This window comes from Mitsuaria sp. PDC51, assembly GCF_900113225.1.
Classification (GTDB): domain Bacteria; phylum Pseudomonadota; class Gammaproteobacteria; order Burkholderiales; family Burkholderiaceae_C; genus Roseateles.
In genome coordinates this window covers 399470-423437 of sequence record NZ_FOZE01000002.1, presented here as the reverse complement: position 1 = coordinate 423437, position 23968 = coordinate 399470, and the positions used below count along the sequence as shown (strand labels likewise).

At 70.1% G+C, this 23968-nt stretch carries 23 protein-coding genes; 12 read left to right on the top strand and 11 right to left on the bottom strand.

Annotated features, from left to right (window positions below; genetic code table 11):
• Positions 1 to 60: 60 nt before the first annotated feature.
• The 4 genes from BM393_RS13280 to BM393_RS13265 form a co-directional block, all read right to left on the bottom strand.
• A complete protein-coding gene (locus tag BM393_RS13280) occupies positions 61 to 696 on the bottom strand; it encodes a DJ-1/PfpI family protein (protein ID WP_091726577.1) in 636 nt (211 codons plus the stop codon).
• 66 nt (positions 697 to 762) lie between these two features.
• Positions 763 to 1266, bottom strand: a complete 504-nt coding sequence (locus tag BM393_RS13275; protein ID WP_091726573.1) for a GNAT family N-acetyltransferase — start codon at positions 1264 to 1266, stop codon at positions 763 to 765.
• Positions 1267 to 1303: 37 nt separating this feature from the next.
• Complete coding sequence (locus BM393_RS13270) at positions 1304 to 2107, bottom strand: TlpA disulfide reductase family protein (protein ID WP_175538333.1); 804 nt, start codon at positions 2105 to 2107, stop codon at positions 1304 to 1306.
• A gap of 35 nt (positions 2108 to 2142) precedes the next feature.
• The gene (locus tag BM393_RS13265; protein WP_091726567.1) at positions 2143 to 2556 is read right to left on the bottom strand and encodes a VOC family protein; all 414 of its coding nucleotides are present in this window, start codon (positions 2554 to 2556) and stop codon (positions 2143 to 2145) included.
• A 96-nt stretch (positions 2557 to 2652) separates the two neighbouring features.
• Here BM393_RS13265 and BM393_RS13260 point away from each other — a divergent pair, with 96 nt between their 5' ends.
• The 5 genes from BM393_RS13260 (at position 2653) to BM393_RS13240 (ending at position 7013) form a co-directional block, all read left to right on the top strand.
• Complete coding sequence (locus tag BM393_RS13260; RefSeq protein WP_091731463.1) at positions 2653 to 3300, top strand: LysE family translocator; 648 nt, start codon at positions 2653 to 2655, stop codon at positions 3298 to 3300.
• Positions 3301 to 3313: 13 nt separating this feature from the next.
• The gene (locus BM393_RS13255) at positions 3314 to 3721 is read left to right on the top strand and encodes a VOC family protein (protein WP_091726564.1); all 408 of its coding nucleotides are present in this window, start codon (positions 3314 to 3316) and stop codon (positions 3719 to 3721) included.
• Positions 3722 to 3770: 49 nt separating this feature from the next.
• A complete protein-coding gene (locus BM393_RS13250; protein ID WP_091726559.1) occupies positions 3771 to 4346 on the top strand; it encodes a putative glycolipid-binding domain-containing protein in 576 nt (191 codons plus the stop codon).
• Positions 4347 to 4429: 83 nt separating this feature from the next.
• Complete coding sequence (locus BM393_RS13245; protein ID WP_091726555.1) at positions 4430 to 4768, top strand: nuclear transport factor 2 family protein; 339 nt, start codon at positions 4430 to 4432, stop codon at positions 4766 to 4768.
• A gap of 172 nt (positions 4769 to 4940) precedes the next feature.
• Positions 4941 to 7013, top strand: a complete 2073-nt coding sequence (locus BM393_RS13240) for a TerD family protein (protein WP_091726550.1) — start codon at positions 4941 to 4943, stop codon at positions 7011 to 7013.
• Positions 7014 to 7047: 34 nt separating this feature from the next.
• On the opposite strand, the gene BM393_RS13235 is transcribed toward BM393_RS13240, so the two are convergent.
• Entirely contained in the window at positions 7048 to 8289 is a 1242-nt protein-coding gene (locus tag BM393_RS13235) for an MFS transporter (RefSeq protein WP_091726546.1), read from the bottom strand.
• A gap of 148 nt (positions 8290 to 8437) precedes the next feature.
• Between BM393_RS13235 and BM393_RS13230 the strand changes: the two genes are divergently transcribed.
• Entirely contained in the window at positions 8438 to 9400 is a 963-nt protein-coding gene (locus BM393_RS13230) for a LysR family transcriptional regulator (protein ID WP_091726541.1), read from the top strand.
• Between the two features lie 127 nt (positions 9401 to 9527).
• Complete coding sequence (locus BM393_RS13225; RefSeq protein ID WP_091726538.1) at positions 9528 to 9734, top strand: hypothetical protein; 207 nt, start codon at positions 9528 to 9530, stop codon at positions 9732 to 9734.
• A gap of 75 nt (positions 9735 to 9809) precedes the next feature.
• On the opposite strand, the gene BM393_RS13220 is transcribed toward BM393_RS13225, so the two are convergent.
• The 3 genes from BM393_RS13220 to BM393_RS13210 all read right to left on the bottom strand — a co-directional run bounded on the left by BM393_RS13220 (position 9810) and on the right by BM393_RS13210 (position 15750).
• Positions 9810 to 10835 (bottom strand): hypothetical protein, encoded by a 1026-nt coding sequence (locus tag BM393_RS13220; RefSeq protein ID WP_091726535.1) that lies wholly within the window; start codon positions 10833 to 10835, stop codon positions 9810 to 9812.
• Positions 10836 to 10864: 29 nt separating this feature from the next.
• Positions 10865 to 12388 (bottom strand): oligopeptide:H+ symporter, encoded by a 1524-nt coding sequence (locus BM393_RS13215; protein ID WP_091731458.1) that lies wholly within the window; start codon positions 12386 to 12388, stop codon positions 10865 to 10867.
• A gap of 287 nt (positions 12389 to 12675) precedes the next feature.
• Complete coding sequence (locus BM393_RS13210; protein WP_091726533.1) at positions 12676 to 15750, bottom strand: Rne/Rng family ribonuclease; 3075 nt, start codon at positions 15748 to 15750, stop codon at positions 12676 to 12678.
• Between the two features lie 770 nt (positions 15751 to 16520).
• Between BM393_RS13210 and BM393_RS13205 the strand changes: the two genes are divergently transcribed.
• The 5 genes from BM393_RS13205 to BM393_RS13185 all read left to right on the top strand — a co-directional run bounded on the left by BM393_RS13205 (position 16521) and on the right by BM393_RS13185 (position 20830).
• Positions 16521 to 17573 carry an RluA family pseudouridine synthase gene (locus BM393_RS13205; RefSeq protein WP_404932645.1) on the top strand — a complete coding sequence of 351 codons (1053 nt, stop codon included), beginning with the start codon at positions 16521 to 16523 and terminating at the stop codon, positions 17571 to 17573.
• 33 nt (positions 17574 to 17606) lie between these two features.
• Positions 17607 to 18263: an HAD family hydrolase gene (locus tag BM393_RS13200; protein ID WP_091726530.1), complete on the top strand. Its 657-nt coding sequence runs from the start codon at positions 17607 to 17609 to the stop codon at positions 18261 to 18263.
• Between the two features lie 36 nt (positions 18264 to 18299).
• Positions 18300 to 18686: a Rieske 2Fe-2S domain-containing protein gene (locus BM393_RS13195; protein WP_091726528.1), complete on the top strand. Its 387-nt coding sequence runs from the start codon at positions 18300 to 18302 to the stop codon at positions 18684 to 18686.
• The gene (locus BM393_RS13190) at positions 18687 to 19766 is read left to right on the top strand and encodes a S49 family peptidase (RefSeq protein WP_404932644.1); all 1080 of its coding nucleotides are present in this window, start codon (positions 18687 to 18689) and stop codon (positions 19764 to 19766) included. It abuts the gene before it with no gap.
• A 146-nt stretch (positions 19767 to 19912) separates the two neighbouring features.
• The gene (locus BM393_RS13185) at positions 19913 to 20830 is read left to right on the top strand and encodes a ChaN family lipoprotein (RefSeq protein ID WP_091726526.1); all 918 of its coding nucleotides are present in this window, start codon (positions 19913 to 19915) and stop codon (positions 20828 to 20830) included.
• A 32-nt stretch (positions 20831 to 20862) separates the two neighbouring features.
• On the opposite strand, the gene BM393_RS13180 is transcribed toward BM393_RS13185, so the two are convergent.
• The 3 genes from BM393_RS13180 to BM393_RS13170 form a co-directional block, all read right to left on the bottom strand.
• Complete coding sequence (locus tag BM393_RS13180; protein ID WP_091726523.1) at positions 20863 to 21681, bottom strand: DeoR/GlpR family DNA-binding transcription regulator; 819 nt, start codon at positions 21679 to 21681, stop codon at positions 20863 to 20865.
• 100 nt (positions 21682 to 21781) lie between these two features.
• Entirely contained in the window at positions 21782 to 22792 is a 1011-nt protein-coding gene (locus BM393_RS13175) for a BadF/BadG/BcrA/BcrD ATPase family protein (protein WP_254783439.1), read from the bottom strand.
• A gap of 6 nt (positions 22793 to 22798) precedes the next feature.
• Complete coding sequence (locus BM393_RS13170) at positions 22799 to 23968, bottom strand: SIS domain-containing protein (RefSeq protein WP_091726517.1); 1170 nt, start codon at positions 23966 to 23968, stop codon at positions 22799 to 22801.

The following is a 23968-nucleotide window of genomic DNA, read 5'->3' as shown; positions in this document are numbered from 1 at the left end:
CGCGGCTGAAACGCGGTTGACGGGCGGTGAGGGCGAGCGGCCCGCGCTGCTCAGCGCCGATCAGCGTCCTTCGCCCTGTGCCATCTTCGCGAACCAGGCCGACTGGCCGGTCTTGTTCAGCTGGTACCAGGCCTCGAGCGTCTGGTGCTCGTAGACGTCGAGCGTCTCGAAGATGGCGCGCGCGAAGTCCAGCGCCGACATGCCGCCGGCGGTGATCAGCCCGCGGTCGATGACGACGGGCTCGTCGACGTAGCGGTCGCTGCCGCCGTATTCCGGCACGCCCTTCAGGTAGGCCAGCGCGTTGCTGGTGTGCTGGCGGTCGTCGAGCACGCCGAGCCGCGCCAGGCCCGCCGTGGCGCCGCAGATCGCGGCCACGCGCTTGCCGGCATCGAGGAACTCCTTGGCCTTCTTCGCTGCTTCCAGGTGCTCGCCCTTGTCCCAGCCGGCGCCGCCGGGAAGGATCAGCAGCTCGCTGTCGTCGGGGAACAGCGTCGAGAGCCGGATGTCCGGCATCACCGACAGCCCGCCCATCGATCGCGCCAGGTTGGCGCCCGCGGCGGCGACGGTCTTCACCTGCCAGGTGCCTGGCGATTTCTGGAATTCCGGCGTGTTGATGCCGGCGACCGCATAAGCGGCCTCCCAGTCGGCGAAGCCCTCGAAGAGGTAGAGATGGGCGGTGCGGGATGGAGCGTTCATGCCGCAGAGGCGGCAAGGTGCGTGCCCGCGGCCCTGTCTTCAGGGGAGATCAGCCGGCGAGTTTCTTCACCGTGCAGCGAGTTGCTTGGCGAGGCGGACCATGGGCGTGCGCGACAGCTCGTTGAGGGCGCGCTCGACTTGCACGAAGCCGTTGCGCGCGTAGAGCGCGATCAGCGGCGCGTTCGTCGACGAGGTCCAGGTGCAGCACTGGGGCAGGCCATGTCCGCGGAACCAGGACTCGGCGCGCGCGAGCAACTGCTGCGCGACGCCGAGCCGCCGTGCCTGCGGCACGACGTAGGTCGTGGAGACGAGGCCGAACGGTGCGTCGTCCGCATCCGCTTCAATCCGGTAGATCGTGTGGCCAACGATCGCGCCGGTTAAATCCTCGGCGATGACCACTTCGGCGGCGCGCCCGTCCAGATGCCATCGCACGCGGTCGCGCAGCCAGTCCATCGAGTACATGCCGCCGCCAGCCTCCTCGCCTTCGACCTCGACGAGCGTCGCCCGCATGCGCTGCGCGATCAGGTCGATGGCGGCGGTGTCGTCGAGCATGATGGTGCGGAGTTGCATGGTGTGGGATGCAGAGGGATGCACGATGCCGACTCTCTCAGCGCAGCCGCGTCAGCATCGCCTGAAGGGCAGGCTCCGACAACTCGCCGGTGCGCTTGGCCACCAGGCGGCCGGATGCATCGAAGAGCAGCGTCGTCGGATAACCCGCCTGCTGGAAGGTCGCGCTCGCCTGGCGCCGTTCATCGATGGCGACGTTGTCCATCGTGAGGCGCTGAGCGCTCAGCCACTTGGCGACATGGGGCGCGTCCTCGCCCTGGTTGATGAACACGAAGCGCACGTCGGGGCGATCGCGCTGCGCCTGCGCGAGCATCGGCATCTCACGCACGCAGGGCCCGCACCAGGTCGCCCACAGGTTGACGAGGACGGGCTTGCCATCGCGCGCGGCGAGATCCAGGCGCTCGCCGTTCAACTGCGTGAACTGGAGCGCCGGCAGCGGCGCGGAAGCGGGCTGCAGCGCGAGCTGGATCTGCCCCGCGACGATCAGCGCCGTCCCGATCGCCAGCGGCACCGTCGCCGGCACGCGCAAGCCCGGCGCGTTCCTCAACCGGTAGGTCGCGTACATCCACATCGCGATGATCCCGATCTCGGGCGACCAGCCGCCATCACGGAGGTTGAAGACGCTCAGAGGATGCTCGACATAGAGCTCCTTGTATTGATAGAGGAAGCCCAGCCGCGCGAACAGCAATGCGACGAGCAGGCATCGCCAGAGCAGCGGCCCGGCATCCAGCTGCCGCCGGCGGGCAAGCACCGTGGCCACGGCGCTCGACACCGCGACCGCGATGCACAGATGGACGAAGGTCCACGGCAGGACCAGGGGGCCGATCGCGACGGCATCGCTCATCGCGTCCCTCCGGGACATTGCGGGCCGCTCATCGATCAGGTGGCGAAGATGCCGTCCGTCGACGCGAAGCCCTTGATCTCGATCGGATTGCCCGAGGGGTCGAGGAAGAACATCGTCGCCTGCTCGCCCGGCTGGCCGGCGAAGCGGATGCTGGGCTTGAGCACGAACTCGATGCCGCGCGCCTCCAGCCGGTCCGCGAGCGCGCGCCACTCGGGCATGCGCAGGATCACGCCCAGGTGCGGCATCGGGACCAGGTGATCGCCGACCTTGCCGGTGTTGCCGGTCTTGAACGGCTCGCCCAGGTGCAGCGAGATCTGATGGCCGAAGAAGTCGAAATCGACCCAGGTGTCGGTGCTGCGGCCTTCCTCGCAGCCGAGCACGTCGCCATAGAAGGCGCGGGCATCGGCGAGGTCGCGCACGTGATAGGCCAGGTGGAACAGCGATCGCATGGAGCACTCCCGCTCGAGGGTCAATCGATCGGGCGATCCTAGCTGCGAGAACGCCGCCGTTAACATAGCCGCTGTGTCGTGCGCTGGGAGTTCGTCGTGGATGTGACCGCTTGGTTGGGCTTTGTCAGCGTGGCGCTGTTCGTCACCTTCACGCCGGGACCGGCCGTGCTGATGGCGATCTCGAACTCGCTCAGCGTCGGGCCGCGGCGCGCGATGGTCGGCTCGCTGGGCAATGCGATCGGGCTGCTGGCGGTGTCCGCCGCGACGACGGCCGGGCTGGGCGTGCTGCTCAGCACCTCGGCCAAGGCCTTCCTCGTCGTCAAGCTGCTGGGCGCCTGCTACCTGATCTGGCTCGGCATCAAGCAATGGCGCCAGGGCGAGCGCATGGCCTCGATCGCGGACGGCGACGCGGCCGCGGCCGAAACGGCGGGGCTCTCGCGCCGGGCGCTGTTCCTGCGCGGCATCCTGGTCGCGCTCACGAATCCCAAGGCGATCCTGTTCTTCACCGCGCTGTTTCCGCAATTCATGAATCACCCGGAGACGGCGATGCGCGACTTCGTCGTGCTGACGGTGACCTTCTCGCTGTGCGCCGTGCTGGCGCATGGCTTCTACGTCGTGCTGGCCCGCGCGCTGCGCCGCGGCCTGGCGTCCCCGCGCCGCGTGAAGGTCATGAACCGCAGCTTCGGCGCGTGCTTCGTGGCGCTGGGCGTGAGCCTCCTCGGCTGGCGCGGGCGGACGCAGTAAGCGCGGCACCGCCATGTTCTCGCACGTGTTCATCGGCGTCGGCGATTTCGACCGGTCGCTCGCGTTCTACACGCCGCTGATGGCGGCGCTCGGGCTACCGCAGCGCTTCTGCGATCCCACGCGGCCTTGGGCCGGCTGGCAGTCGGTTCCGGGGCCGCGGCCGCTCTTCCTCATCGGGCGTCCTTTCGACGGCATGGCGCACGCCGCGGGCAACGGGCAGATGACCGCCTTCATGGCCGACTCGCGCGTGATGGTCGATGCGGCCCACGCGGCGGCGCTTGCGCACGGCGGCCGCTGCGAAGGTGCGCCAGGCCTGCGCCCGGAATATCACGAGCACTACTACGGCGCCTACTTCCGCGATCCCGACGGGAACAAGCTGTGCGTGGCCTGCCATTCGCCGCCGGCGCCCTCGCGGGATTGACCCGAGCGGCTCTCGCACGTCGATTGCCCAGCCAGGGACAGGAGCCGACATGTTGCCCATCCCCCGCACCGTTTGCTGGATCCCGAGCTGGAGCGCTTCGCATCCTGACGTCGGCATCGAACATCTGCGCCTCTCGGAGGGGCAGGCCGACGGGCTGGTCGTTGCGATCGACGACGAGCGCGGACCGTTCCGCCTCCATTACCGCTTGAGCTGGGACGCGCAGTGGTGCCTGCGCGATGCGGCGCTGTCGCTGATCGGCGGGGAGGGTGTCGCCGCACGAACGATGGGCCTCGCCACCGATGGGCAGGGGCACTGGACCGATGACCGCGGCGCGGCGCTCCCCGCGCTGGAGGGCTGCCTCGACATCGACATCTGGCCCACGCCGTTCACCAACAGCTTTCCGATCCGGCGCGTGTCCCTGGCGGTTGGCGAGCGGCGCGAGTTCCGCATGGCGTGGGTCGATGGCACCGCGTTGACCGTGCGACCCCAGGCTCAGGCCTATAGGCGGCTCGATGAGCGGCGCTATCGCTTCGAGTCGCTGGATGGGTCCGGCTTCACCGCGGACCTGGAGGTCGACGGGCACGGCCTGGTGGTGGACTACCCGGGACTGTTCCGTCGCGTGTGAGCCAGCCGCTTCGCGCCACAATGCGCCGCGATCCGGGCCGGCCCTGGCGCCAGCCTTCCTTGCCTTCCGTCCGACACCCCCTCATGAGCCTGCAAGCCATCTTCATCGACTACCTGCGCCGCTACGAAGCGAAGGACCTGGACGGCATCGCCGCGATGCTCGCGCCCGAGGTGACGCTGCGCGACTGGAACCTTTCGGTGAAGGGCCGCGATGCCGCGATCGCCGAGACGCGCAAGAACTTCGAATCCGCGGCGTCGATCCGCATTGACGTGCTTCGCGTGCTCGAAGGCGACCGCTCCGTCGCTGGCGAGCTGCGCATCGTCGTCGACGGGCACATCGAGCTGTTCGTGGTCGACGTACTGGACTTTGACGACGAAGGCCGCATCAGCGCGATCCGGGCCTACCTCGGTCGCGGAGACTGATCGGGCCCGCGAGAGGCGGTATTGGCGAAGGGGCGGGCACCCGTGATAAGGTCGCGGCGCGGCTATGGGGGTTCTTCCTTCTCTTCCACTGATCTAGAGCCTCCGCTTTCCGCCCTTCGCCTGCCGCCCGGCAGGCGTTGTTTTTTCCGGAGCGCCCGGGGAGGGGACGACCTTGCACGCCATCTTTGTCCGCCGTCGATCGAAGCTGCATGTGGCCGCCGGCGAAGGGGCGGCGACGTCCACGCAGCTCGCCACGCTTCAGAAGGAGTTGACGGGGCTGGGCTACGTCATGTCTGAAGCGCTGTCCGCGCGCCTCGCCACGCTCGACGCGTCGCGGCTTGCGTCGGTGTCGCGCGATCTTCTTCGCGAGCTTCACCAGCTCACAGGCGCGCATCAGGCGCACCGGCCGTTCTATCCCGGCTTTCCTGACCAGGTGATGGCGGCGTCGGACGCGGAGCTGTTCCTCAACGCGATCCATCACTACCTCACGCACAGCCGCTTGCCGGATGACGAGCCGCGCCGTGAAGCGGCGCTCGAAGGCCAGCGGCCGCGCGTGCTCGATCTGGGCAGTCCGGAGGAGTTCGAACGGATCTTCACCCAGCTGGCGGGCGCACCCACTTCGCTGTCGCAGCAGGATCGCGAGGATGTGACCTGGTTCATCCGCCAGTATCGCGAGGGCATCTTCCGCCTCTTGCCCGCGAAGTTCCCCTTCAAGGAAAACCTCGCGCTGGTGGCCGCCATGCTGCTGCGGGAAGTGCCGGGTGAGCGCGCCAACGCCTTCCTGCTGACGCAGTGCGGGACTGCCACCGACCTGCTGCGCGTCGCGGTCTCGCTCTTCGAAGGCGATGCGTCGCTGGCGGCGCCAACGCGCTTTGGCCGCATGGGGCGCGCCTGGCGCAAGCTGATCCTCCAGGCCCTGGAGGGCATGCACCGTCCGGTCGAGGACATGATGCGCTGGCGTGAGCCCTGGAAGCGATTGGGCGAGCGGCTGCATCCTGGCGAGTTCGCCGAGCGCTTCCCGCAGGCGCACGAGGCCTTCCAGCAATTGCGCAACGACACGGCGCCTCCGAATTGGGCCAGCGGCGTCGAGCGCGCGCTCGCGACGGGCGATGTCGCCACCGCCGCGGCCCGGTTGGCGGAGCGCCCCGGCGAGTACGCGCGCAAGCTCGACGTCCTGCTGCGCTCGCCTGCCGCCACGCCGGAACTGGCGGTCCGCTTCGCGACGCTCGCGCCGCGCGTGTCGACGCCCGTGCTGCTTCAGGTCATGACGCATTTCCGGCATCGCGCGGCGCCGCCGGCGATCCGCGCGTTCACGCCCAAAGGCGAGATGTCGAAGATCTTCTCGATCGCGGACCGGAGGCCTGCCGTGCCGCAGGCGCTGGCCGCCACCATCGTCGACGCCTGTGAGCAGGCCCTGCTGGCACGGTTCGCCGAGCTGGCGCCGCTCGGCCCGAGCTACATCGATCCGGCGCTGCGCAACTACATGATCCCGTTGGCGCAGCGCAGCGCCTCCAAGTCGCTGCGCACGCTCGCGCGCGGGAGCCGCGTGCCCTTGCCCACGGGAGAAACCTTGCGCTTCTTCCTGTGGTGGAAGAACGGCCGCGGCCGCACCGACATCGACCTGTCCGCGGCCATGTTCGACAGCGAATACCGGCTCGTCGAGGCCCTCGGCTTCTACAACTTGCGCGGGACGGGGGGCTACGGCGTGCACAGCGGCGACATCGTCGACGCGCCACAGGGCGCGGCGGAGTTCATCGACCTGGATCTCCCGAAGGTGCATCAGCGGGGCGCGCGTTTCGTCGTGATGTGCATCAACAGCTACACGGCCCAGGCCTATTGCGACCTGCCGGAATGCTTCGCCGGTTGGATGTCGCGGCGTCATCCCGGCTCGGGCGAGGCCTTCGATGCCCGGACGGTGGTCGACAAGATCGACATCAGCGCCAACACGAAGATCTGTCTGCCACTGATCCTGGATCTCGAACGCCACCAGATGCTCTGGGCGGATCTGGCGCTGACCGAGCATCCCCATTGGCACAACGCGGTGCCGGGCAACCACGGCCGCATCTCGCAGATGCTGCGCGCGATGCACGAGACCATCCGGCCGGATCTGTACACGCTGTTCGATCTGCACGTCCGGGCTCGCGGAGAACGGGTGCAGCAGCGCGAACAGGCCCGCACGATCTTCAGCGTCGATGAAGGCATCGTGCCGCTGGCCCTCGACGAGATCCGCGCCGCCTTCCTCTGACGAGAGACGCGGGGTGCTTGCCCCGCCAGGCGCCTCACTCGTCAGCCGTGAGCCGCACGACCAGCGCCGCGGCGCTCGCGACCGTCGCCAGGCCGGTCACGCCCAGCCAGCCCCAGTGCGCCAGCAGCAGGCTGCCGAGCGCGGCGCCGGTCGCCATGCCGATGAACATGCCGGTGAACAGCAGCGCATTCAGGCGGCTGCGCGCGGCCGGGTCCAGGCTGTAGACGATGGTCTGGTGCGCGACCAGCGCGGCCTGCACGCCGAAGTCGAAGACGATGGCCAGCACCACCAGCACGGCGATCGCCGCGCTACGGTCCAGCCAGGCGGTGACCGACATCGCCGCGAACGACAGCACCACCAGCAGGGCGCCGAGCCGCGTCACCACGCCGGGACCGCGCCGGTCGGCGATGCGGCCGGCCAGCGGCGCGGCCAGCGCGCCCGCCGCGCCGGCCAGGCCGAAAGCGCCCGAGACCGCGCTGCCCAGCCCGAAGCGCGCATGCAGCATCACCGCCAGCGTCGACCAGAACGCGCTGAAGGCGACGGCCAGCAAGCCCTGCGCGATCGCGGCGCGGCGCAGCGTCGGCCAGGTGCGCCACAAGCCGCCCAGCGAGCGCAGCAGGCCGCCATACGTCGTGCGCATCGCCGGCGGCGAGGACGGCAGCCAGCGCCAGCTCGCCAGGCCCGCGACGGTCAGGGCCAGCGCCGCCAAGCCATAGACCCAGCGCCAGCCCAGCAGGTCCGCGATGACGCCGCTCATCACGCGCGACAGCAGGATGCCCAGCAGCAGCCCGGTCATCACCTGGCCGACGATGCGCCCCCGGTGCTCGGCCGGGCTCAGCGCCGCGGCCATCGGCACGACGTCCTGCGCCAGCGTCGCCGTCAGTCCGAGCAGCGCGCTGGCGACCAGGAAGGGCGCGAAGCCCGGTGCGAAGCCGCTCATCAGCAGGGTCGCGATCAGCAGCACGAACTTGGTGAGGATCACGCGGCGGCGGTCGAAGCGGTCGCCCAGCGGCGTCAGCAGCAGGATGCCGGCGGCGTAGCCGAGCTGAGTGAGCATCGGCACCGCGCCGATGCCGCCGGTGGAGGCGTGCAGATCCTCGGCCAGCGGGGCCAGGATCGGCTGGCTGTAGTAGAGCGACGCGGCGCCCAGGCCGGCCGATGCGGCCAGCAGGACGATCAGCGGCGCCGAGGGCGTTGCGCCGGCATCCGGCGGCGAGGCGGTCGAGGTCGTTGTCACGGTGGGTGTCGAGGGCGAAGTCAGCGGCAGGGCAGACATGGCAACTCCGGAAGGGTAACGAGGAAGCGGGAATCGGTGGGCGGCGGCGCGCCGGCCCCGCGATGCCTCGCATTCTTCGGATCGGCGCCCGCCCGCGGAACCGGCCCCGCATGCACAGCGGCCATACGCCCGGCGTATAAAGCGCCCCATGAAAGACCTTGTCCGGGACGGCGGCCAGGACCGCCTCGCACTGCTGCAGACCTTCCTCCGTGTCGCGGAGGCGGGCAGTTTCTCCGCGGCGGCGCTGCAGCTCGCGACCACCCAGCCGACGGTCAGCCGCCGGGTGCAGATGCTCGAATCGCTGCTCGGCGCGCGGCTGGTGGAGCGCTCGACGCGCGGCCTGCGCCTGACCGAGGAGGGCGAGCGCTGCGCCGCGCAGGCGCAGGAACTGATCGATGGCTGGCAGACGCTGGCCGAGGAGCTCGACGGCGGCGAGGAGCTCTCCGGCACGCTGCGGCTGCGGGTGCCGCATGCCTTCGGGCAGAGCCAGCTGATCGAGCCGCTGGCCGCCTTCCTGAAGCGCCATCCGCGGGTGTCCGTCGAATGGATGCTGCAGGACCAGTTGCCGGACTTCAGCCGGGAGAACGTCGACTGCTCCCTGCTCGTGGGCGAGATCAGCCAGCCTAATCTGATCGCCACGCAGCTGGCGGAGGTCCCGCGGGTGCTGGTGGCCGCGCCGTCGCTCGCGAAGAAGCTGCCCAAGGGCCTGGACCGGAAGACACCGGAGGAGATCGCGGCGCTGCTCGGCGCGCAGCCCTGGCTGGCGCTGCTGGCCTTCTACCGGGACGGCATCGACCTGCGCGCGGCGACGGGCGACGCGAGCCTGCACATCGGCTTCCGGCCCCGGCTGGGCACGGACAGCCTGTTTGCCTTGATCGAGTCCGCGCGGCGCGGCCTGGGCCTGGCGCTGGTCTCGCAATGGGCGGTCATCGACGACCTCGCGCAAGGGCGCCTGGTGCGGCTGCTGCCGGACTGGTGCGCGACGCCGCTGCCGATCTCGCTCGTGTATCCGTCGCGCCGCCTGCAGCCGGCCCGGCTGCGCGCGTTCCAGCAAGTGATGCGCGAGGTCATCCCGACCTTGCCCGGCATGCGCGAACTGCGCCGGCGGTGAGGCAGCAGCGTCCCTCCAGGCGCGCGCGTTCAACGACGCATGGATGGGCCAGTGAAACCGGATCCACTTCCGCCTAGATTGCCTCGCTCGTGGGATCCCTTCCGTTCCCCTTGCCAGGAGCCATGCAATGAACGTTGAGACGACGAGGACCTTGATCAACGCCGGCGTGAGCGCGCAAGAAGCGCTCGCGATTTCTCAGGCGATCCATTTGGAGGTTGCGAACGCGAAAGCCGACATGTCGGTGAAGCTCTTCGAGAGCGAGCGATGGCTTTGCTTGGCGCTGATGGCGACCTTCCTGTTGTCGCTGTTCTGGGCTGCCGCTCTCGATCGCTGACGCGCTCAAGAAAAAGGACCGCCCTCGGGCGGTCCTGGTCACGGCGCCGCCGGGTCCCCGGCGCGCATCAGGCGCTCAGCCTTTGCTGGCGGGCTTGGCCGGCGTGGCCTTCTCGGCCTTTTTCTTCACAGCGGGCAAGGCCTTGCCGGTGCTGGCCATGTTCATCTGCGTGTCCATGCGCAGCAGCTTGCCCTGCGGTCCCGCCATGTCCATGCCCATCGTCATCGACATCGTGCTGCGCAGCATCAGACGGTCGGCCAGGCGCACGTCCATCTTGCCGCTGCCGGTCGCGGTCATCGAGCCCTTCACCTCGGCCGGCGCGGATGCGGCCGGCGCCGGGGGAGTGGCCTCCGTCGCGCTGGAGGCGGCGGCAGAGGTGGCGGCCGCCGACGCCGGCGCGGACACCGGCAGCGCGACGTCCATGGCCATCGTCACCGCGACATCGAACGACGCCACGCCCTGGCGCACGCCGGTCAGGGTGTAGCGGCCCACCACCTTGCCCAGCTGCTTGGACGCGCCCATCGGCAGGTTCATCTCGACCGGCACCTCGATCGATTCGCCGACCTTCAGCGTCACGCCGTTGAACTTGCGCATCCAGTCGAAGCTCTGGTTGAAGAGCTGCTCCTGCAGCTCCTTGCTCAGCGCCTGGGACGCGGCCGTGGCAGGCAGCTGCATGTCGATCTGCTCGAACTGGTCGTCCTTCAGCCGCGCGTTGAAGCGGAAGGTCATCGGCGGCGGCAGCGGCTGAAGCTGACCGGACGCATTGCGCATCTCGGTCTTGAGCGTTGCCATCTCCGCATCCAGGGTGTAGCCGCCATCGGCCGCCTTGGCCGAGGTCGACAGCGTCTGGCGCATCGCCATGGTCATCGTCAACGGCATGGCGGCCTTCAGCTGCTCGGCCTCGGCGCGCGCCTGCTCGGGCGCGTCCGCCGGCAGCCGCATGGACATGTTCATGCGGGTGTCCATGGTCAGGTCGACCTGTTGCCGCGTCGACGGCAGCGGCACCAGGTTGAGCTTGACGCTGGTCTGTGCCAGCGCCGCCGGCGTCGCGATCGCGGCATGGAGGGCCAGCGCGGTGGCCAGCGAGAGGAGTCGATTCATCGTTGTCGCTTCCTTGAGGAGATGGAGCTTCAGCCCCGGTAGTTGTCCTGCATGCGGTAGCCACGCGCGTAGAGCGCGAACAGCAGTGCCGCCAGCAGCGCGAAGCCGGCGAAGAAGAACATCTGGAAGGCCGTCACGCTGGTGCCGGTCGACTGGATGTAGGCCGTCACCGCCGAACCCTTGACACTCGAATTCGCCAGCAGCACCCACAAGTTGCCGATGGTCACCGACAGGTTCCAGAAGCTGGTGATGACGCCCTTCATCGCCAGCGGCGCCTGGCTGTAGGCGAACTCCAGGCCGGTCGCCGACACCAGCACCTCGCCCAGCGTCAGCAGCGCGTAGGGCAGCACCTGCCAGGTGATGTCGACCGCGTGGCCGCCGTCGATCCACAGCTGCAGCCCGCCCACCACGATCCAGGCCAAGCCGGCGAACGCGATGCCCGCGCCCATGCGGCGCAGCGCCGTCACCTTCAGGCCCAGGCGGGCCAGCAGCGGGTACAGCACCAGGTTGTTGAACGGGATCAGGATCATGACCAGGGCCGGATTGAGCGCCTGCATCATCGAGGACTTGAACCACTCCGGTTTGGCCATCTGGTCGGCCTGCAGCACCCAGGTCGAGGCCTTCTGGTCGAACAGGGACCAGAACGGCGTGACCAGCGCGAACAGCACCAGCAGGCGCAGCACCTGGCGCACGCCCTCGACGGCCTCGGCCGGATGCACCGCCCGGGCGCGTTCCAGCTGCATCCAGGCGCCGATGCCGCCGAAGCCCATGACCAGCACCAGCGCCGAGCAGAAGGCGATCACGAAGCCCAGGTTGGGCGTCAGGGCCAGCGCCCCGATCGCCAGCACCACGCCCAGGCCGGCCACGATCAGGCCGCCGCGACCCTGGCCCGGCGCCTGCGTCAGCAGCGCCGTGCGCACCACCTTCAGGAAGCCATGCGGATCGCGGTGCGACTGGCCCGCCGGCACATGGGTGTACTTGCGGCGGCCGCTCCAGAAGATCAGGGTGGCCAGGAACATCAGCGCGCCCGGGATGCCGAACGCGACGCTGGCGCCGAACCTGTCCAGGAAGATCGGCATCAGCAGCGAGGCGAAGAAGGAGCCGAAGTTGATGATCCAGTAGAAGGCGTCGAAGACCTTCTGCGCCAGCGTGCGGTTGCTCTTGTCGAACTGGTCGCCGATGAAGGAGCTGACCAGCGGCTTGATGCCGCCCGAGCCCAGCGCGATCAGGAACAGGCCGAAGTAGAAGCCACGCAGGTTGTCCTCGAAGATCGCCAGGCAGGCGTGGCCGGCGCAGTACACCAGGCTCAGCCAGAAGATGGTGTTGTACTTGCCGAAGAAGCGGTCGGACAGCCAGCCGCCCAGCAGCGGGAAGAAATAGACGCCGATCACGAAGGTGTGGAACACCTCCTTGGCCTCGCCCTTGCGCAGCGGTTCAGGAATGGCCAGCAGCAGGCTGGTCATCAGGAATACCGTCAGGATGTTGCGCATCCCGTAGAAGCTGAAACGCTCGCAGCCCTCGTTGGCGATGATGAAGGGGATCTGCGGCGGCATCTTGGGCGCGGCCTGCGCGGCGCTGCCGGCGGCGCCGCCCGGGGCAGCGATGGTGGAGGTGTTCAAGGGAAGTCTCCGTCGTGTCGTCGGGCGCTTGTGACGCCCCAAAAGGAAAGCCGCCGGGGGTAACTCGGCGGCTCTTGCGAAATCAACTCGTGCCTCGATGACACCCTCTCCCCGCGGACAGGGAGAGGGAGGGGTGAGGGGTCTCCATCAGGCGCACCTGCGGAGGCCGGCCCTCACCCCATCCCTCTCCCGCAAGCGGGAGAGGGAGTTCATGCGGGCGATCAGGCCTCGAAGGGCAGCTTGAACTGGCTGAGGTCCTTGCGGGTCTCGACCAGCACCAGCGGGCCGTCGTCGACCACCACGACCGGTGCCGGCTCGCGGCCCAGCGGTGCCGGGGCAGGCTCGGCGGCGATCGCGGCCTGGGCGGCGGCGATCTTGTCGGCATCGCTGTTGACCCAGACCAGGCCGGCGCCATCGGCGACGGCGCTGAGCTCGGTCATCGGCAGCTCGAAGCGCGGCACGACCGGGGCGGCGGCCGGAGCCGGCGCGGCAGCCACCGGTGCGGGCGCGACGGCTTGCGCCGGCGCCTGCTTCGGCGATTCGCCCAGTTCCAGCTGCTTCGGCGCGGCACCCGCGTCCAGGACGATGCCATCCAGCGCGGCCACGGCCGGCGAAGCGACCTCGCCTTCAGCGATCAGGCCGTTCGCACCCTCGCCGCCTTCGGCGGGAGCGCCTTCGCCTTCGCGGCGGTCGCGACGATAGCGGTCGCGACCCCGGCCACGGCGGCGGCCTTCACCACGGCCTTCGCCTTCGGCGCCTTCAACGGCTTCGGCGGGGGCTTCGCCCTCGACGACCGGTGCGGCGGCGGACTCGGCGCCCTCGGCGAACGAGGCCTCGCCCGCTTCCGGCGCCTGGCCTTCGACCAGCGTGCCTTCGACCTGCTCCGCGCCCTCGATGCCTTCGGCGCCACGCTCACCGCGGTTGCCGCGACGGCGACGGCGACGGCCTTGACGCTCTTCGCCGGCCTCGCCCAGCGGCGTTTCCAGCGGCGTCTCCAGCGGCTGGGTGTCGGCGAAAGCGATCGGCGACTCGGTGTTGGCGGTCTCGGTGCCGGCCAGCGGCGCGAGTTGCTCCTGCGTCACCTCGGCGGCGCGCTCCTCGCGGCGGCGGCGGCCTTCGCCACGCTCGCCACGATCACCGCGCTCGCCCCGTTCCGGACGATCGCCACGCTCCGCGCGTTCCTGGCGCGGTGCGCCTTCGACGGCCTGCTCCGGCTTGTCGGCGCGCTCGTTGCGACGGTTGCGCTCACCGCGCTCACCGCGCTCACCGCGTTCGGCACGGTCGCCGCGCTCGCCACGCTCCGGACGCTCGCCGCGGCCTTCCTGCTGCGGCTTGCCTTCGCCGCGCGGCTTGCCGTCACGGGCCTTCTGCTCGTTGCGGTCACCACGGTCACCACGCTCGGCACGGTCGCCGCGTTCACCACGCTCGCCACGGCGGTTGCGGTCACCGCGCTCGCCACGGGCGTTGCGGTCACGATCGCCGCGCTCGCCGCGTTCCTTCTTGGCCGGCTCGGCGGCCTTCGCTTCGGCAGCGGGCGCCGGGGCCGGCGCGGGCGCGCCGCCGAACAGGTTCTTGATCCAGCCGAAGAAACCACCGCCCGCCGCGACCGGCGCCGCGGGAGCCGTCGGCGCGGGCGCCGCGACCACCGGTTCCGCCGCCTTGGGCGCGGGTGCCGGCGCGGGCATCGGTGCCGGCTGCTCCGGCATCAGGCCCTTGATCACCGGCTCCTGCTTGTTCTTCTTCTCGGCGCCGCGGCGGGTGATGCCCACCTCTTCCTGCGGCTCCTCGATCATCGTGTAGCTCGCCTGCAGGTTCTCCAGGCGCGGATCGTCGTGGCGCAGGCGCTCGAGCTTGTAGTTCGGCGTCTCCAGATGCTTGTTGGGCACCAGCAGCACGGTCACGCGCTGCTTGAGCTCGATCTTGGTGATCTCGGTGCGCTTCTCGTTGAGCAGGAAGCTGGTCACTTCCACCGGGACCTGCACGTGCACGGCCGCGGTGTTGTCCTTCATGGACTCTTCCTGGACCATGCGCAGGATCTGCAGCGCCGACGATTCGGTGTCGCGGATGTGGCCGGTGCCGTTGCAGCGCGGGCAGGTGATGTGGCTGCCTTCGCTCAGCGCCGGACGCAGGCGCTGGCGGCTCAGCTCCAGCAGGCCGAACTTGCTGATCGAGCTGAACTGCACGCGGGCGCGGTCCTGGCGCAGCGCGTCGCGCAGGCGCTGTTCGACCTCGCGGCGGTTCTTGGACTCCTCCATGTCGATGAAGTCCACGACGATCAGGCCGCCCAGGTCCCGCAGACGCATCTGGCGCGCGATCTCGTCGGCGGCTTCCAGGTTGGTGCGGGTGGCGGTTTCCTCGATGTCGCCGCCGCGGGTGGCGCGCGCCGAGTTCACGTCCACCGAGACCAGCGCCTCGGTGTGGTCGATCACGATGGCGCCGCCCGACGGCAGGTTCACCGTGCGGCTGAAGGCCGTCTCGATCTGGTGCTCGATCTGGAAGCGGCTGAACAGCGGCGCGTCGTCACGGTAGCGCTTGACCTTGTGTGCCGTCTCCGGCATCACGTGGGTCATGAACTGATGGGCCTGCTCGAAGATGTCGTCGGTGTCGATCAGGATCTCGCCGATGTCGGCGGTGAAGTAGTCGCGGATCGCGCGGATCACCAGCGACGACTCCTGATAGATCAGGAACGCGCCCTTGCCGCCCTGGGCCGCCTCGTCGATGGCGGTCCACAGCTTGAGCATGTAGTTCAGGTCCCACTGCAGCTCGGCGGCGGAACGGCCGATGCCCGCGGTGCGCGCGATCAGCGACATGCCCTTGGGATATTCGAGCTGGTCCAGCGCTTCCTTGAGTTCCTCACGGTCCTCGCCCTCGATGCGGCGCGAGACGCCGCCACCGCGCGGGTTGTTGGGCATCAGCACCAGGTAGCGACCGGCCAGCGACACGAAGGTCGTCAGCGCCGCGCCCTTGTTGCCGCGCTCTTCCTTCTCGACCTGGACCAGCAGTTCCTGGCCTTCCTTGATCACGTCCTGGATCTTGGCCGAGCGCACGTCGGCGCCGTCCCGGAAGTACTGGCGCGAGATCTCCTTGAAGGGCAGGAAGCCGTGGCGGTCCTCGCCGTAGTCCACGAAGCAGGCTTCCAGCGACGGCTCGACGCGCGTCACCACCGCCTTGTAGATGTTGCCCTTGCGCTGCTCGCGGCCTTCGATTTCAGTCTCGAAGTCCAGCAGCTTCTGGCCATCGACGATGGCCAGGCGACGCTCTTCCTGCTGCGTCGCGTTGATCAGCATGCGTTTCATCAGTTCTCCTCCACGCCAGGGCCAAGCCGCTGGCGCGCATCTTCAAGTGAACCGCTGCCGGCTATTCACCGGCGGGCGATTCGACCGATGCACGAGAAACGCGAAAGAACCAATGAAAGGATCGCCCTGGACTGCAATTGAACGGCGCGTTGACCGTTCAGCGCTGCAGCGTTGGCGCGTGCACCGCGGGCCCCGGGTCGTCTGTTCCGGTCCGCCTGCGCGCCGCTTCAGGCGCGACCCGACCACGGCCGGAGCCCGGCGTGTGGACGAAGCCAACACGCGCTCGCAGGCGGCGGGGGGTGGGAAAGACCGAGGAAAACATCCGGAAACGGGGCCTGGGTGCTGACGTCAGCGCCGGGACTTGCGCCCCCTCGCTGACGTCGTGAAACCTTGTTGTGCTGCCCGCGCCGCCTGCCGACATCCGAGGATGCGGTCGACCGCGTGAGCAATGGTTCTGACGACGTTGCTCTGCCATCCGGCCCTCGTGACTGCCCGCTCGCTTTGGGAAGCGGACTCGACGCGATGACCTGATGTTGCATCACCAAAAGTAATGAGCAGCCTACTCACAATGGCCGCTCAATGCCACGTTCTCGTCGGACTCGAACGCTCACGTCCGAGTAAAATGAGAAAAATCAAATACTTACAACGCAAACGTGGCAAGCAGCATTATAGGGGCTAAAGCCCGCAAGGCCGCCCCAGGGACTGCCCGCAGTGCCACGAGGGGGGCGAGCCCCGTCAAACCGGGACGCGCCAAGGGCGCTCCACCCCCGGTGACCCGTCCCGCGGCGCGGGCCACCACGGCCCCGGTGCCGCCGGCGCCGGCCGTGTCGGAGTCGGCTTCGGCCCCGGCGCAGGTGCGGCTGCTGACGGTGGACGACGGTTCCGCCGGTCAGCGGCTGGACAACTTCCTGATCCGCGAGCTCAAGGGCGCGCCCAAGACGCTGGTCTACCGGATCATCCGGTCCGGCGAGGTGCGCATCAACAAGGGCCGCTGCTCGGCCGATTCGCGCCTGGAAGTGGGCGACGTCGTCCGCGTGCCGCCGGTGCGGCTGGCGGAGAAACCCGCCGAGCCCGCCATCCCCGCCCGCGAATTCCCCATCGTCTTCGAGGACGAGCACCTGATCGTCGTCGACAAGCCCGCCGGCGTCGCGGTGCATGGTGGCTCGGGCGTCAGCTTCGGCGTGATCGAGCAGCTGCGTCGCGCGCGGCCGCAGGCGAAGTTCCTGGAGCTGGTGCACCGGCTGGACAAGGAGACCTCCGGCCTGCTGATGATCGCCAAGAAGCGCAGCGCGCTGACGCACCTGCAGGACCAGTTGCGCGACCGCGAAACCGGCAAGACCTACGCGGCGCTGGTGAGCGGCGCGTGGGCGAAGTCCAGGAAGGTGGTGGACGTCCCGCTGCTCAAGTTCGTCGGCAGCGACGGCGAGCGCTGGGTGCGGGCGGTCCCCAACCCGGGCGATCCGCAGGCGGACCAGGCCAAGCGCTCGATCAGCCTGGTGAAGGTGATGGAGGCCCTCCCGGGTCGGACGCCGGACGACGCCGGCTACAGCCTGCTGGACGTGACCATCAAGACCGGGCGCACGCACCAGATCCGGGTGCACCTGGCCCACGAGGGCCATCCGATCGTCGGCGATCCGAAATACGGCGACTTCGAGGCCAACCGCGCGCTCGCGCGCGGCGCGCTGCGCTTCGACCGGATGTTCCTGCACGCGCGCCAGCTGCGCGTCACGCATCCCGCCACCGGCGAGACCTTGGCCTTGAGCGCGCCGCTGCCGCCCGAGTGCGAGACACTCCTGGCCGCGCTGCGCCGCCCGGCGCCCTGACGACCCGCCCCTGACGACCCGCCCCTTGACGCCATGCCTCAACGCTTCGACCTGATCGTCTTCGACTGGGACGGCACCCTGTTCGATTCCACCGCGCTGATCGTGCGCTGCATGCAGGCGGCCGCCGCCGACCTGGGCCTGGAGCCGCCCTCGCGCGAGCGCGCCGCCTACGTCATCGGCATGGGTCTGATCGAGGCGCTGGAATATGCGCTGCCGGGGCTGGACCGGACGCGTTATCCGGAGCTCGGTCAGCGTTATCGCCATCACTACTTCGCGTCCGCCCACGAGGTGACGCTGTTCGACGGCGTGCCCGGGCTGCTGCGGGACCTCAAGGCGCGCCACCACTGGCTGGCGGTGGCGACCGGCAAGAGCCGCCGGGGCCTGGACGAGGCGCTGGCCGCGGTCGAGATGACGACGCTGTTCGACGGCACCCGCACCGCCGACGAGACCGCCGGCAAACCCAACCCGCAGATGCTGCTGGAGCTGATGCGCGAGTTCGGCGCCGATCCCGAGCGCACGCTGATGATCGGCGACACGACCCACGACCTGCAGCTGGCGCGCAACGCGGGCTGCCCGGCGATCGCGGTGACCTACGGCGCCCATGCGCACGAGTCGCTGCGGGACTTCGAGCCGCTGCTGGTCGCGCACGACGTGCCGACGCTGCGCGACTGGCTGCTGGCCCACGCCTGAGGGCCCATGCCCGATTCCCCCGACCGTTCCCTCCCCATGCCCCCCGAGCAAGACCCGTCCCCCGTGCCGCTGTGCGCCTCCGCCGAGCTGGAGGAGCGCGGCCGCGCGCACACCTTCGACGTGCTGCACTTCCGCCAGCCGGCATCGGCCTTCACGCTGCGCTTCGACGGCGAGGTCGTCGGCTACCTCAACCGCTGTGCCCACGTGCCCACCGAGATGGACTGGCAGGAAGGCGAGTTCCTGGACAGCCGGAAGGAATACATCATCTGCAGCATCCATGGCGCCGTGTACCACCCGCGAGACGGGCGCTGCGTCACCGGCATGTGCGGCCGCATCGGCCTGACCAAGCTCGACGTGCGCGAGCGCGACGGCCAGGTCTTCTGGTATCCCTCCCGCGACACGCGGCCAGCCTTCGAGGATTGAATGAGCCAAGACAACGACTCCGACCTGCCGCGTCCCATCCCCGACGCGACGCCGCGGCCCGAGGACATGCTGAAGCCGGCGCCCAGCCCGGCATCCGCTCCTGCCCCCGCGAACGCATCGGCCGCGCCGGCCCCGGCGACGCCCGCGACCGGCCTGCCCGGGCGTTATGAACACGTGATCGAGCAGTTCGCCCATGACTACCTGCGCGACCGCCGCAGCGACCGGCGCTGGAAGACCTTCTTCCGCCTGATCTGGGTGACGCTGTTCCTGCTGCTGGTCTGGTCCATGTTCTCGACCCGGCACCACGGCGGCGCGACCACCGGCCCGCACACCGCGCTGGTGGAGGTGCGCGGAGAGATCGCGCCGGACACCGAGGCCAGCGCCGAGCTGATCAACGCCGCGCTGAAGGCCGCGTTCGAGGACCAGGGCTCGGAGGCGGTGGTGCTGCGCATCAACTCGCCCGGCGGCAGCCCGGTGCAGGCGGGCATCGTCAACGACGAGCTCAAGCGCCTGAAGGCGCTGCACAACAAGAAGGTCTACGCGGTGGTCGAGGAGATCTGCGCCTCGGGCGCGTACTACATCGCGGCGGGCGCCGATGAGATCTATGTCGACAAGGCCTCGGTGGTGGGCTCGATCGGCGTGCTGATGGACGGCTTCGGCTTCACCGAGGTGATGAAGAAGGTCGGCGTCGAGCGCCGCCTGATGACCGCGGGCGAGAACAAGGGGATGCTGGATCCGTTCTCGCCGGTCACGCCCAAGCAGCAGGCCTATGCGCAGGCGATGCTGGACCAGATCCACCAGCAGTTCATCGCCGTCGTGCGCGAGGGCCGCGGCGCGCGCCTGAAGGAAACGCCGGAGATGTTCTCGGGCCTGTTCTGGAACGGCGAGCAGGCGATCAAGCTGGGTCTGGCCGACGGCACCGGCAACCTGGATTACGTCGCCCGCGAGGTGGTGAAGGCCGAGGAGGTCGTCGACTACACGCCGCGCGACAACGTCGCCGAACGCATCGCCAAGCGCTTCGGCGCCGCGATGGGCGAGGGCGCGGTGAAGGCGATGCGGTCGGTGACGACGATCCGTTGAAGGGCCGGCGCACCGACGCACCCATGCGCTGAACGCGGGAGCCGGTCCGGCCCCGCGCGGCGGCGACAATCCGCCGCAGACCCTCCGCCCGACCCAGCTATCGCTCGGCAGGCCTGTTCCCGTTTCCCTGTCTTCCAGGATCGACCATGAACATCGCCTTCCGTAGCGCCGCGCTGGCGCTGGCCCCGCTGCTGCTCGCAGCCTGCGCGTCTTCGACGACAGCCACGGCCACGGCACGCTCGGCGGCCTCCGCCTCCGCCTCCGTCGCCTCGGTGGACTTGCGCTCGGCGCCGACCGTCTCGGTGCCGGCCGCCCGGTCCGAACCGCCGTTCGTCCTGCTCGGCGAGCTCCACGACAACCCCGAGCACCACCGCGCCCGCGCCGAGCAGCTGCGCCGCCTGATCGCGCAGGAGCCGCGCACGGTCGTCGTCTTCGAGCAGTTCTCGCGCAGCGAGGATGCGGCGGTCGCGCGCGCGCGCCAGGCGGCGCCCGGCGACGTGAATGCCGTCATCGATGCCGCGAAGCTCGACCGCAAGAGTTGGCGCTGGCCGCTGCACCAGCCGCTGTTCGAGGCCGTCTTGCAGTCCGGCGCCGAAGTCCGCGGCGGCAACATCGATCGCGACCAGGTCCGCCGCATCGTCCGTGAAGGCGACGCGGCTTGGCCCGCCGACCTGCTCGCGCTGCGCGAGCGCACCGCATGGAACAGCGCACAGCAGGACGCGCTGCGCCAGGACATCCAGGACGGCCACTGCGGCGCGATGCCCGAGGCGATGCTGCCCGGCATGGTGCAAGCCCAGCGGGCCCGCGATGCGGCGATGGCGCGGGCGATGCTCGACGCCCGCGAGGCGGGCGCGAAGCGGGTCGTGCTGATCGCCGGCAACGGCCACGTGCGACGCGACCTCGCGGTGCCGGTCTACCTGCAGGCGGCCGGCGTGCCGTCGATGGACATCGACGCCGTCGCCTACCTCGAGCCCGGCAGCGCCGCGCCCGCCGGCGGCTACGACCGCGTCGAGCGCGCGCCCGCGCCGTCGCGCGAGGATCCCTGCGCGCAGTTCAAGCGCTGATCGGGCCCGCGGGCCGCGCGACGCCGGGCCGTTCAGGCCAGCACGACCTCGACGCCGCGGCGCCGCAGCTCGCTGACGATGGCCTCGTCGGCGTCCTTGTCGGTGATCAGCAGGTCGAGCTGCTCGACGGGCGCGATCACCGACAGGTTGCGCTTCATCAGCTTGGACGCATCCGCGACCGCGACCACCTGGCGCGCGATCTTCATCATCTGCGCGTTCAGCTGCGCCTCCAGCAGGTGCGGCGTCATGACGCCGATCTCCGGATCCAGGCTGTCCACGCCGAGGAAGAGGCGATCCGCGTACAGGCTCTGCAGCGCGGTCACCGCCTGCGGGCCCGACAGCGAGTACGAGTTCGGCCGCAGCAGCCCGCCCGGCATGATCACGTTCACGCCAGGCACCGTCGCCAGCAGCATCGCGATGTTCAGCGCATTCGTGATCACGTTCAGCGACTGCAGCCGCAGGCCGCGGATCTGCTTGGCGATCTCCTCGGTGGTCGAGCCCGAGTCCAGCATCACCGTCTCGCCGTCGCGGATCAGCTTCGCCGCCTCGATGGCGATGCGCACCTTCTGCTCGTGATGCAGCTTCTGCTTGACGCTGATCGGCACCTCCTCGGTGTCGCGATGCGCCAGCGCGCCGCCGTGCGTCCGCAGCAGCGCGCCGCCGGCGGCAAGCGCGTTGAGGTCGCTGCGGATGGTGACCACCGAGATGCCGAAACGCTCGGCCAGTTCCTCCACCGTGACCCGCCCCTGCGCCTGCACCTGGTCGCGGATCAGCTGGCGCCGCTCGTCGATCAGCAGCGAGGCGTCACGCTTGTCGGCGGACGTGGGACTCGGGGCGCGGGTGGTGGACATGAGGATCCGGAAGACGTGAACTTTCGAATGATATCGAGGTCGCTGCGTTCGGAAGCCAGTGAGTGAGAGGGCGCCGAAGCGGCGGCCGGATGGCGCTCGCTCAGCGCGCCAGCGCGGCAACGGCGTGCGTGTCCGGCTCCAGCCGCGCCCCGGCCAACCGCGCCGCATACATCGCCGCGCCCAGCTCCGGCCCGAACCTCGGTGCCACGAGCACCGCATTCGGCAGCGACTTCGCCATCGCCGCCCGCAGCGCGCCGGTGACCGCATCGCCGGCCTCGAAGACGCCGCCGGTGTACGACACCTCGACCGCTGCATCAGCCGGGAGATCCAGCTGCCGCGCCACGCCGGCCGCGAGCAGCGCCAGTTCCTCCCCGGCGCGTGCCAGCAGGGCCGCGGCCTGCGCATCGCCCTCGGCCGCCGCGGCCGAGACCAGCCGCGCCAGCTGTGCGAGACGGCTGCGCGCCGCGGCGCCGTTGACCGCCGCGCAGACATCGAGGTCGTGCGCCAGTCCGAAATGCCGTCGCACCAGCGCGAGCAAGGGCCCGGGCGCCGCGCGCCCATCGGCCATGCGCGAGAACAGCGCCAGGCCCTCGCGCGCCAGCCAGTAGGCCGAGCCCTCGTCGCCGAAGACCTCGCCCCAGCCGCCGCTGCGTGCGCCCCGGCCCCGCCACTCGCCATAGGCAATGGAGCCGGTGCCCGCGACCAGGCTGATGCCGTCGCGTCCGCCGAGCGAGCCCGCCCAGCTGCACACCATGTCGTTGCCGACCCGCGCGAGCGGCAGGTCCGCGAGCAGCGCGTCGAAGGCCGGCAGCAGCGCGCTGTCCTCGCCATGCGCCGGCAGCCCGGCGAAGGCCGAGCGCACCGATGCGTGGCTCAGTCCCGCCTGCCGCAGCGTCTGGGCGATGCCCTCGTGCAGCAGCGCGCGCAGCGCGTCGAAACCGATCTCCAGGTAGTAGCTGGTCGTCGACACATGCCGCGCCAGCAGACGGCCGTCGCCGGCCAGCAGCAGGAAGCTGGTCTTCGTGCCGCCGCCGTCGATGCCGAGGTAGACCGCGTCGCGGTCAGCCGCGCGCTGGTGGTCGTCGGCGATCGTCGATGTCATCGCGCTCATCGGGAGTCAGCCCTGCGGATGCGGGTGGATGGTGACGCCGCTGACCACGCGGGTCACGGTGCCGGATGCGCTCGGATTGTCCGGCGTGATGCCCAGCTTGAGCGAGGCCAGCAGCGCCAGGCACTGCCCGAAGACCAGCGCCACCGGCGCCAGCGCCAGGTCGGGCACGTTGGCCGGCAGGTCCAGCAGCACGTCGTCCTCGGACAGCGCGTCGGTGCCGTTGAGCGCCGCCGTGCTCAGCGCGACGACGCGGCCGCGGCCCTGGCGGCGCAGCTCGCGCAGCAGGTCCTGGTCGTAGCGGCAGGTGTAGCTGTCGTTGGACATCAGGATCAGCACCAGCGTGCGCTCGTTCAGCACCGTCTTGGGCCCATGCCGGAAGCCCAGCGGCGAATCCGCCAGCGCCACCAGCCGGCCGTCGGTCAGCTCCAGGATCTTCAGCGCCGCCTCGTGGGCCAGGCCCTTGAGGCCGTTGCTGCCCAGCACGACGACGCGCTCGAAGGGCTGCTCGCTGAGCGCCACCAGGCGATCCGCCTCGCTGGCCAGCAGCCGCGTGGCCGCGTCGCCCAGCGCCTGCGGCGTGGGCAGCGGCAGCCCGAAGGCCCAGGCGGCGGCGAGCAGCATGCCGGTGAAGCTGGACGTCATCGCGAAGGCGCGGTCGTGGGTCTCGTCCGGCAGCAGCAGCACCTGGGCGCGCGGGTGCGCGCCGAGCCGCCGCGCCAGCGTGCCCTCGGCCGCGCAGGTGACGGCCAGGTGGTGGCATTCATCGACCGTGGCATCGGTCAGGTCGACCGCGGCCAGGCTCTCGGGGCTGTTGCCCGAGCGCGCGAACGACACCAGCAGCGTCGGCACGCCGGGCTGCAGGCATTGGGCGGGGCTCGAGACGATGTCGGTGGTGGCGATCGCCTCGACGCGGATGCCGGGCCGCGCGCCCAGCTGCTGCAGCAGCGCCGGGGCCAGGCATTGCCCGATGAAGGCCGAGCTGCCGGCGCCGGTGAGCACGATGCGCAGGTCGGGCCGCGCCAGCAGCGGCTGCAGGAAGGCGTCGAGCGCCTCGCGCCGGGACGCCACCAGCGCATGCACGGCGCGCCACACCTCGGGTTGCTGGGCGATCTCTCGGGCGGTGTGGGCCGCGCCGCGGCGATCGAGGTCGGCGGGGGCGAAGTGGAGCAGGCTCAT

Coding starts and splice junctions, on each gene's coding strand:
- BM393_RS13280 (WP_091726577.1), bottom strand. CDS start 696: ATGAACGCTCCATCCCGCACCGCCCATCTCTACCTCTTCGAGGGCTTC.
- BM393_RS13275 (WP_091726573.1), bottom strand. CDS start 1,266: ATGCAACTCCGCACCATCATGCTCGACGACACCGCCGCCATCGACCTG.
- BM393_RS13270 (WP_175538333.1), bottom strand. CDS start 2,107: ATGAGCGATGCCGTCGCGATCGGCCCCCTGGTCCTGCCGTGGACCTTC.
- BM393_RS13265 (WP_091726567.1), bottom strand. CDS start 2,556: ATGCGATCGCTGTTCCACCTGGCCTATCACGTGCGCGACCTCGCCGAT.
- BM393_RS13255 (WP_091726564.1), top strand. CDS start 3,314: ATGTTCTCGCACGTGTTCATCGGCGTCGGCGATTTCGACCGGTCGCTC.
- BM393_RS13250 (WP_091726559.1), top strand. CDS start 3,771: ATGTTGCCCATCCCCCGCACCGTTTGCTGGATCCCGAGCTGGAGCGCT.
- BM393_RS13245 (WP_091726555.1), top strand. CDS start 4,430: ATGAGCCTGCAAGCCATCTTCATCGACTACCTGCGCCGCTACGAAGCG.
- BM393_RS13235 (WP_091726546.1), bottom strand. CDS start 8,289: ATGTCTGCCCTGCCGCTGACTTCGCCCTCGACACCCACCGTGACAACG.
- BM393_RS13230 (WP_091726541.1), top strand. CDS start 8,438: ATGAAAGACCTTGTCCGGGACGGCGGCCAGGACCGCCTCGCACTGCTG.
- BM393_RS13225 (WP_091726538.1), top strand. CDS start 9,528: ATGAACGTTGAGACGACGAGGACCTTGATCAACGCCGGCGTGAGCGCG.
- BM393_RS13220 (WP_091726535.1), bottom strand. CDS start 10,835: ATGAATCGACTCCTCTCGCTGGCCACCGCGCTGGCCCTCCATGCCGCG.
- BM393_RS13215 (WP_091731458.1), bottom strand. CDS start 12,388: ATGCCGCCGCAGATCCCCTTCATCATCGCCAACGAGGGCTGCGAGCGT.
- BM393_RS13210 (WP_091726533.1), bottom strand. CDS start 15,750: ATGAAACGCATGCTGATCAACGCGACGCAGCAGGAAGAGCGTCGCCTG.
- BM393_RS13200 (WP_091726530.1), top strand. CDS start 17,607: ATGCCTCAACGCTTCGACCTGATCGTCTTCGACTGGGACGGCACCCTG.
- BM393_RS13195 (WP_091726528.1), top strand. CDS start 18,300: ATGCCCCCCGAGCAAGACCCGTCCCCCGTGCCGCTGTGCGCCTCCGCC.
- BM393_RS13190 (WP_404932644.1), top strand. CDS start 18,687: ATGAGCCAAGACAACGACTCCGACCTGCCGCGTCCCATCCCCGACGCG.
- BM393_RS13185 (WP_091726526.1), top strand. CDS start 19,913: ATGAACATCGCCTTCCGTAGCGCCGCGCTGGCGCTGGCCCCGCTGCTG.
- BM393_RS13180 (WP_091726523.1), bottom strand. CDS start 21,681: ATGTCCACCACCCGCGCCCCGAGTCCCACGTCCGCCGACAAGCGTGAC.
- BM393_RS13175 (WP_254783439.1), bottom strand. CDS start 22,792: ATGAGCGCGATGACATCGACGATCGCCGACGACCACCAGCGCGCGGCT.
- BM393_RS13170 (WP_091726517.1), bottom strand. CDS start 23,968: ATGAGCCTGCTCCACTTCGCCCCCGCCGACCTCGATCGCCGCGGCGCG.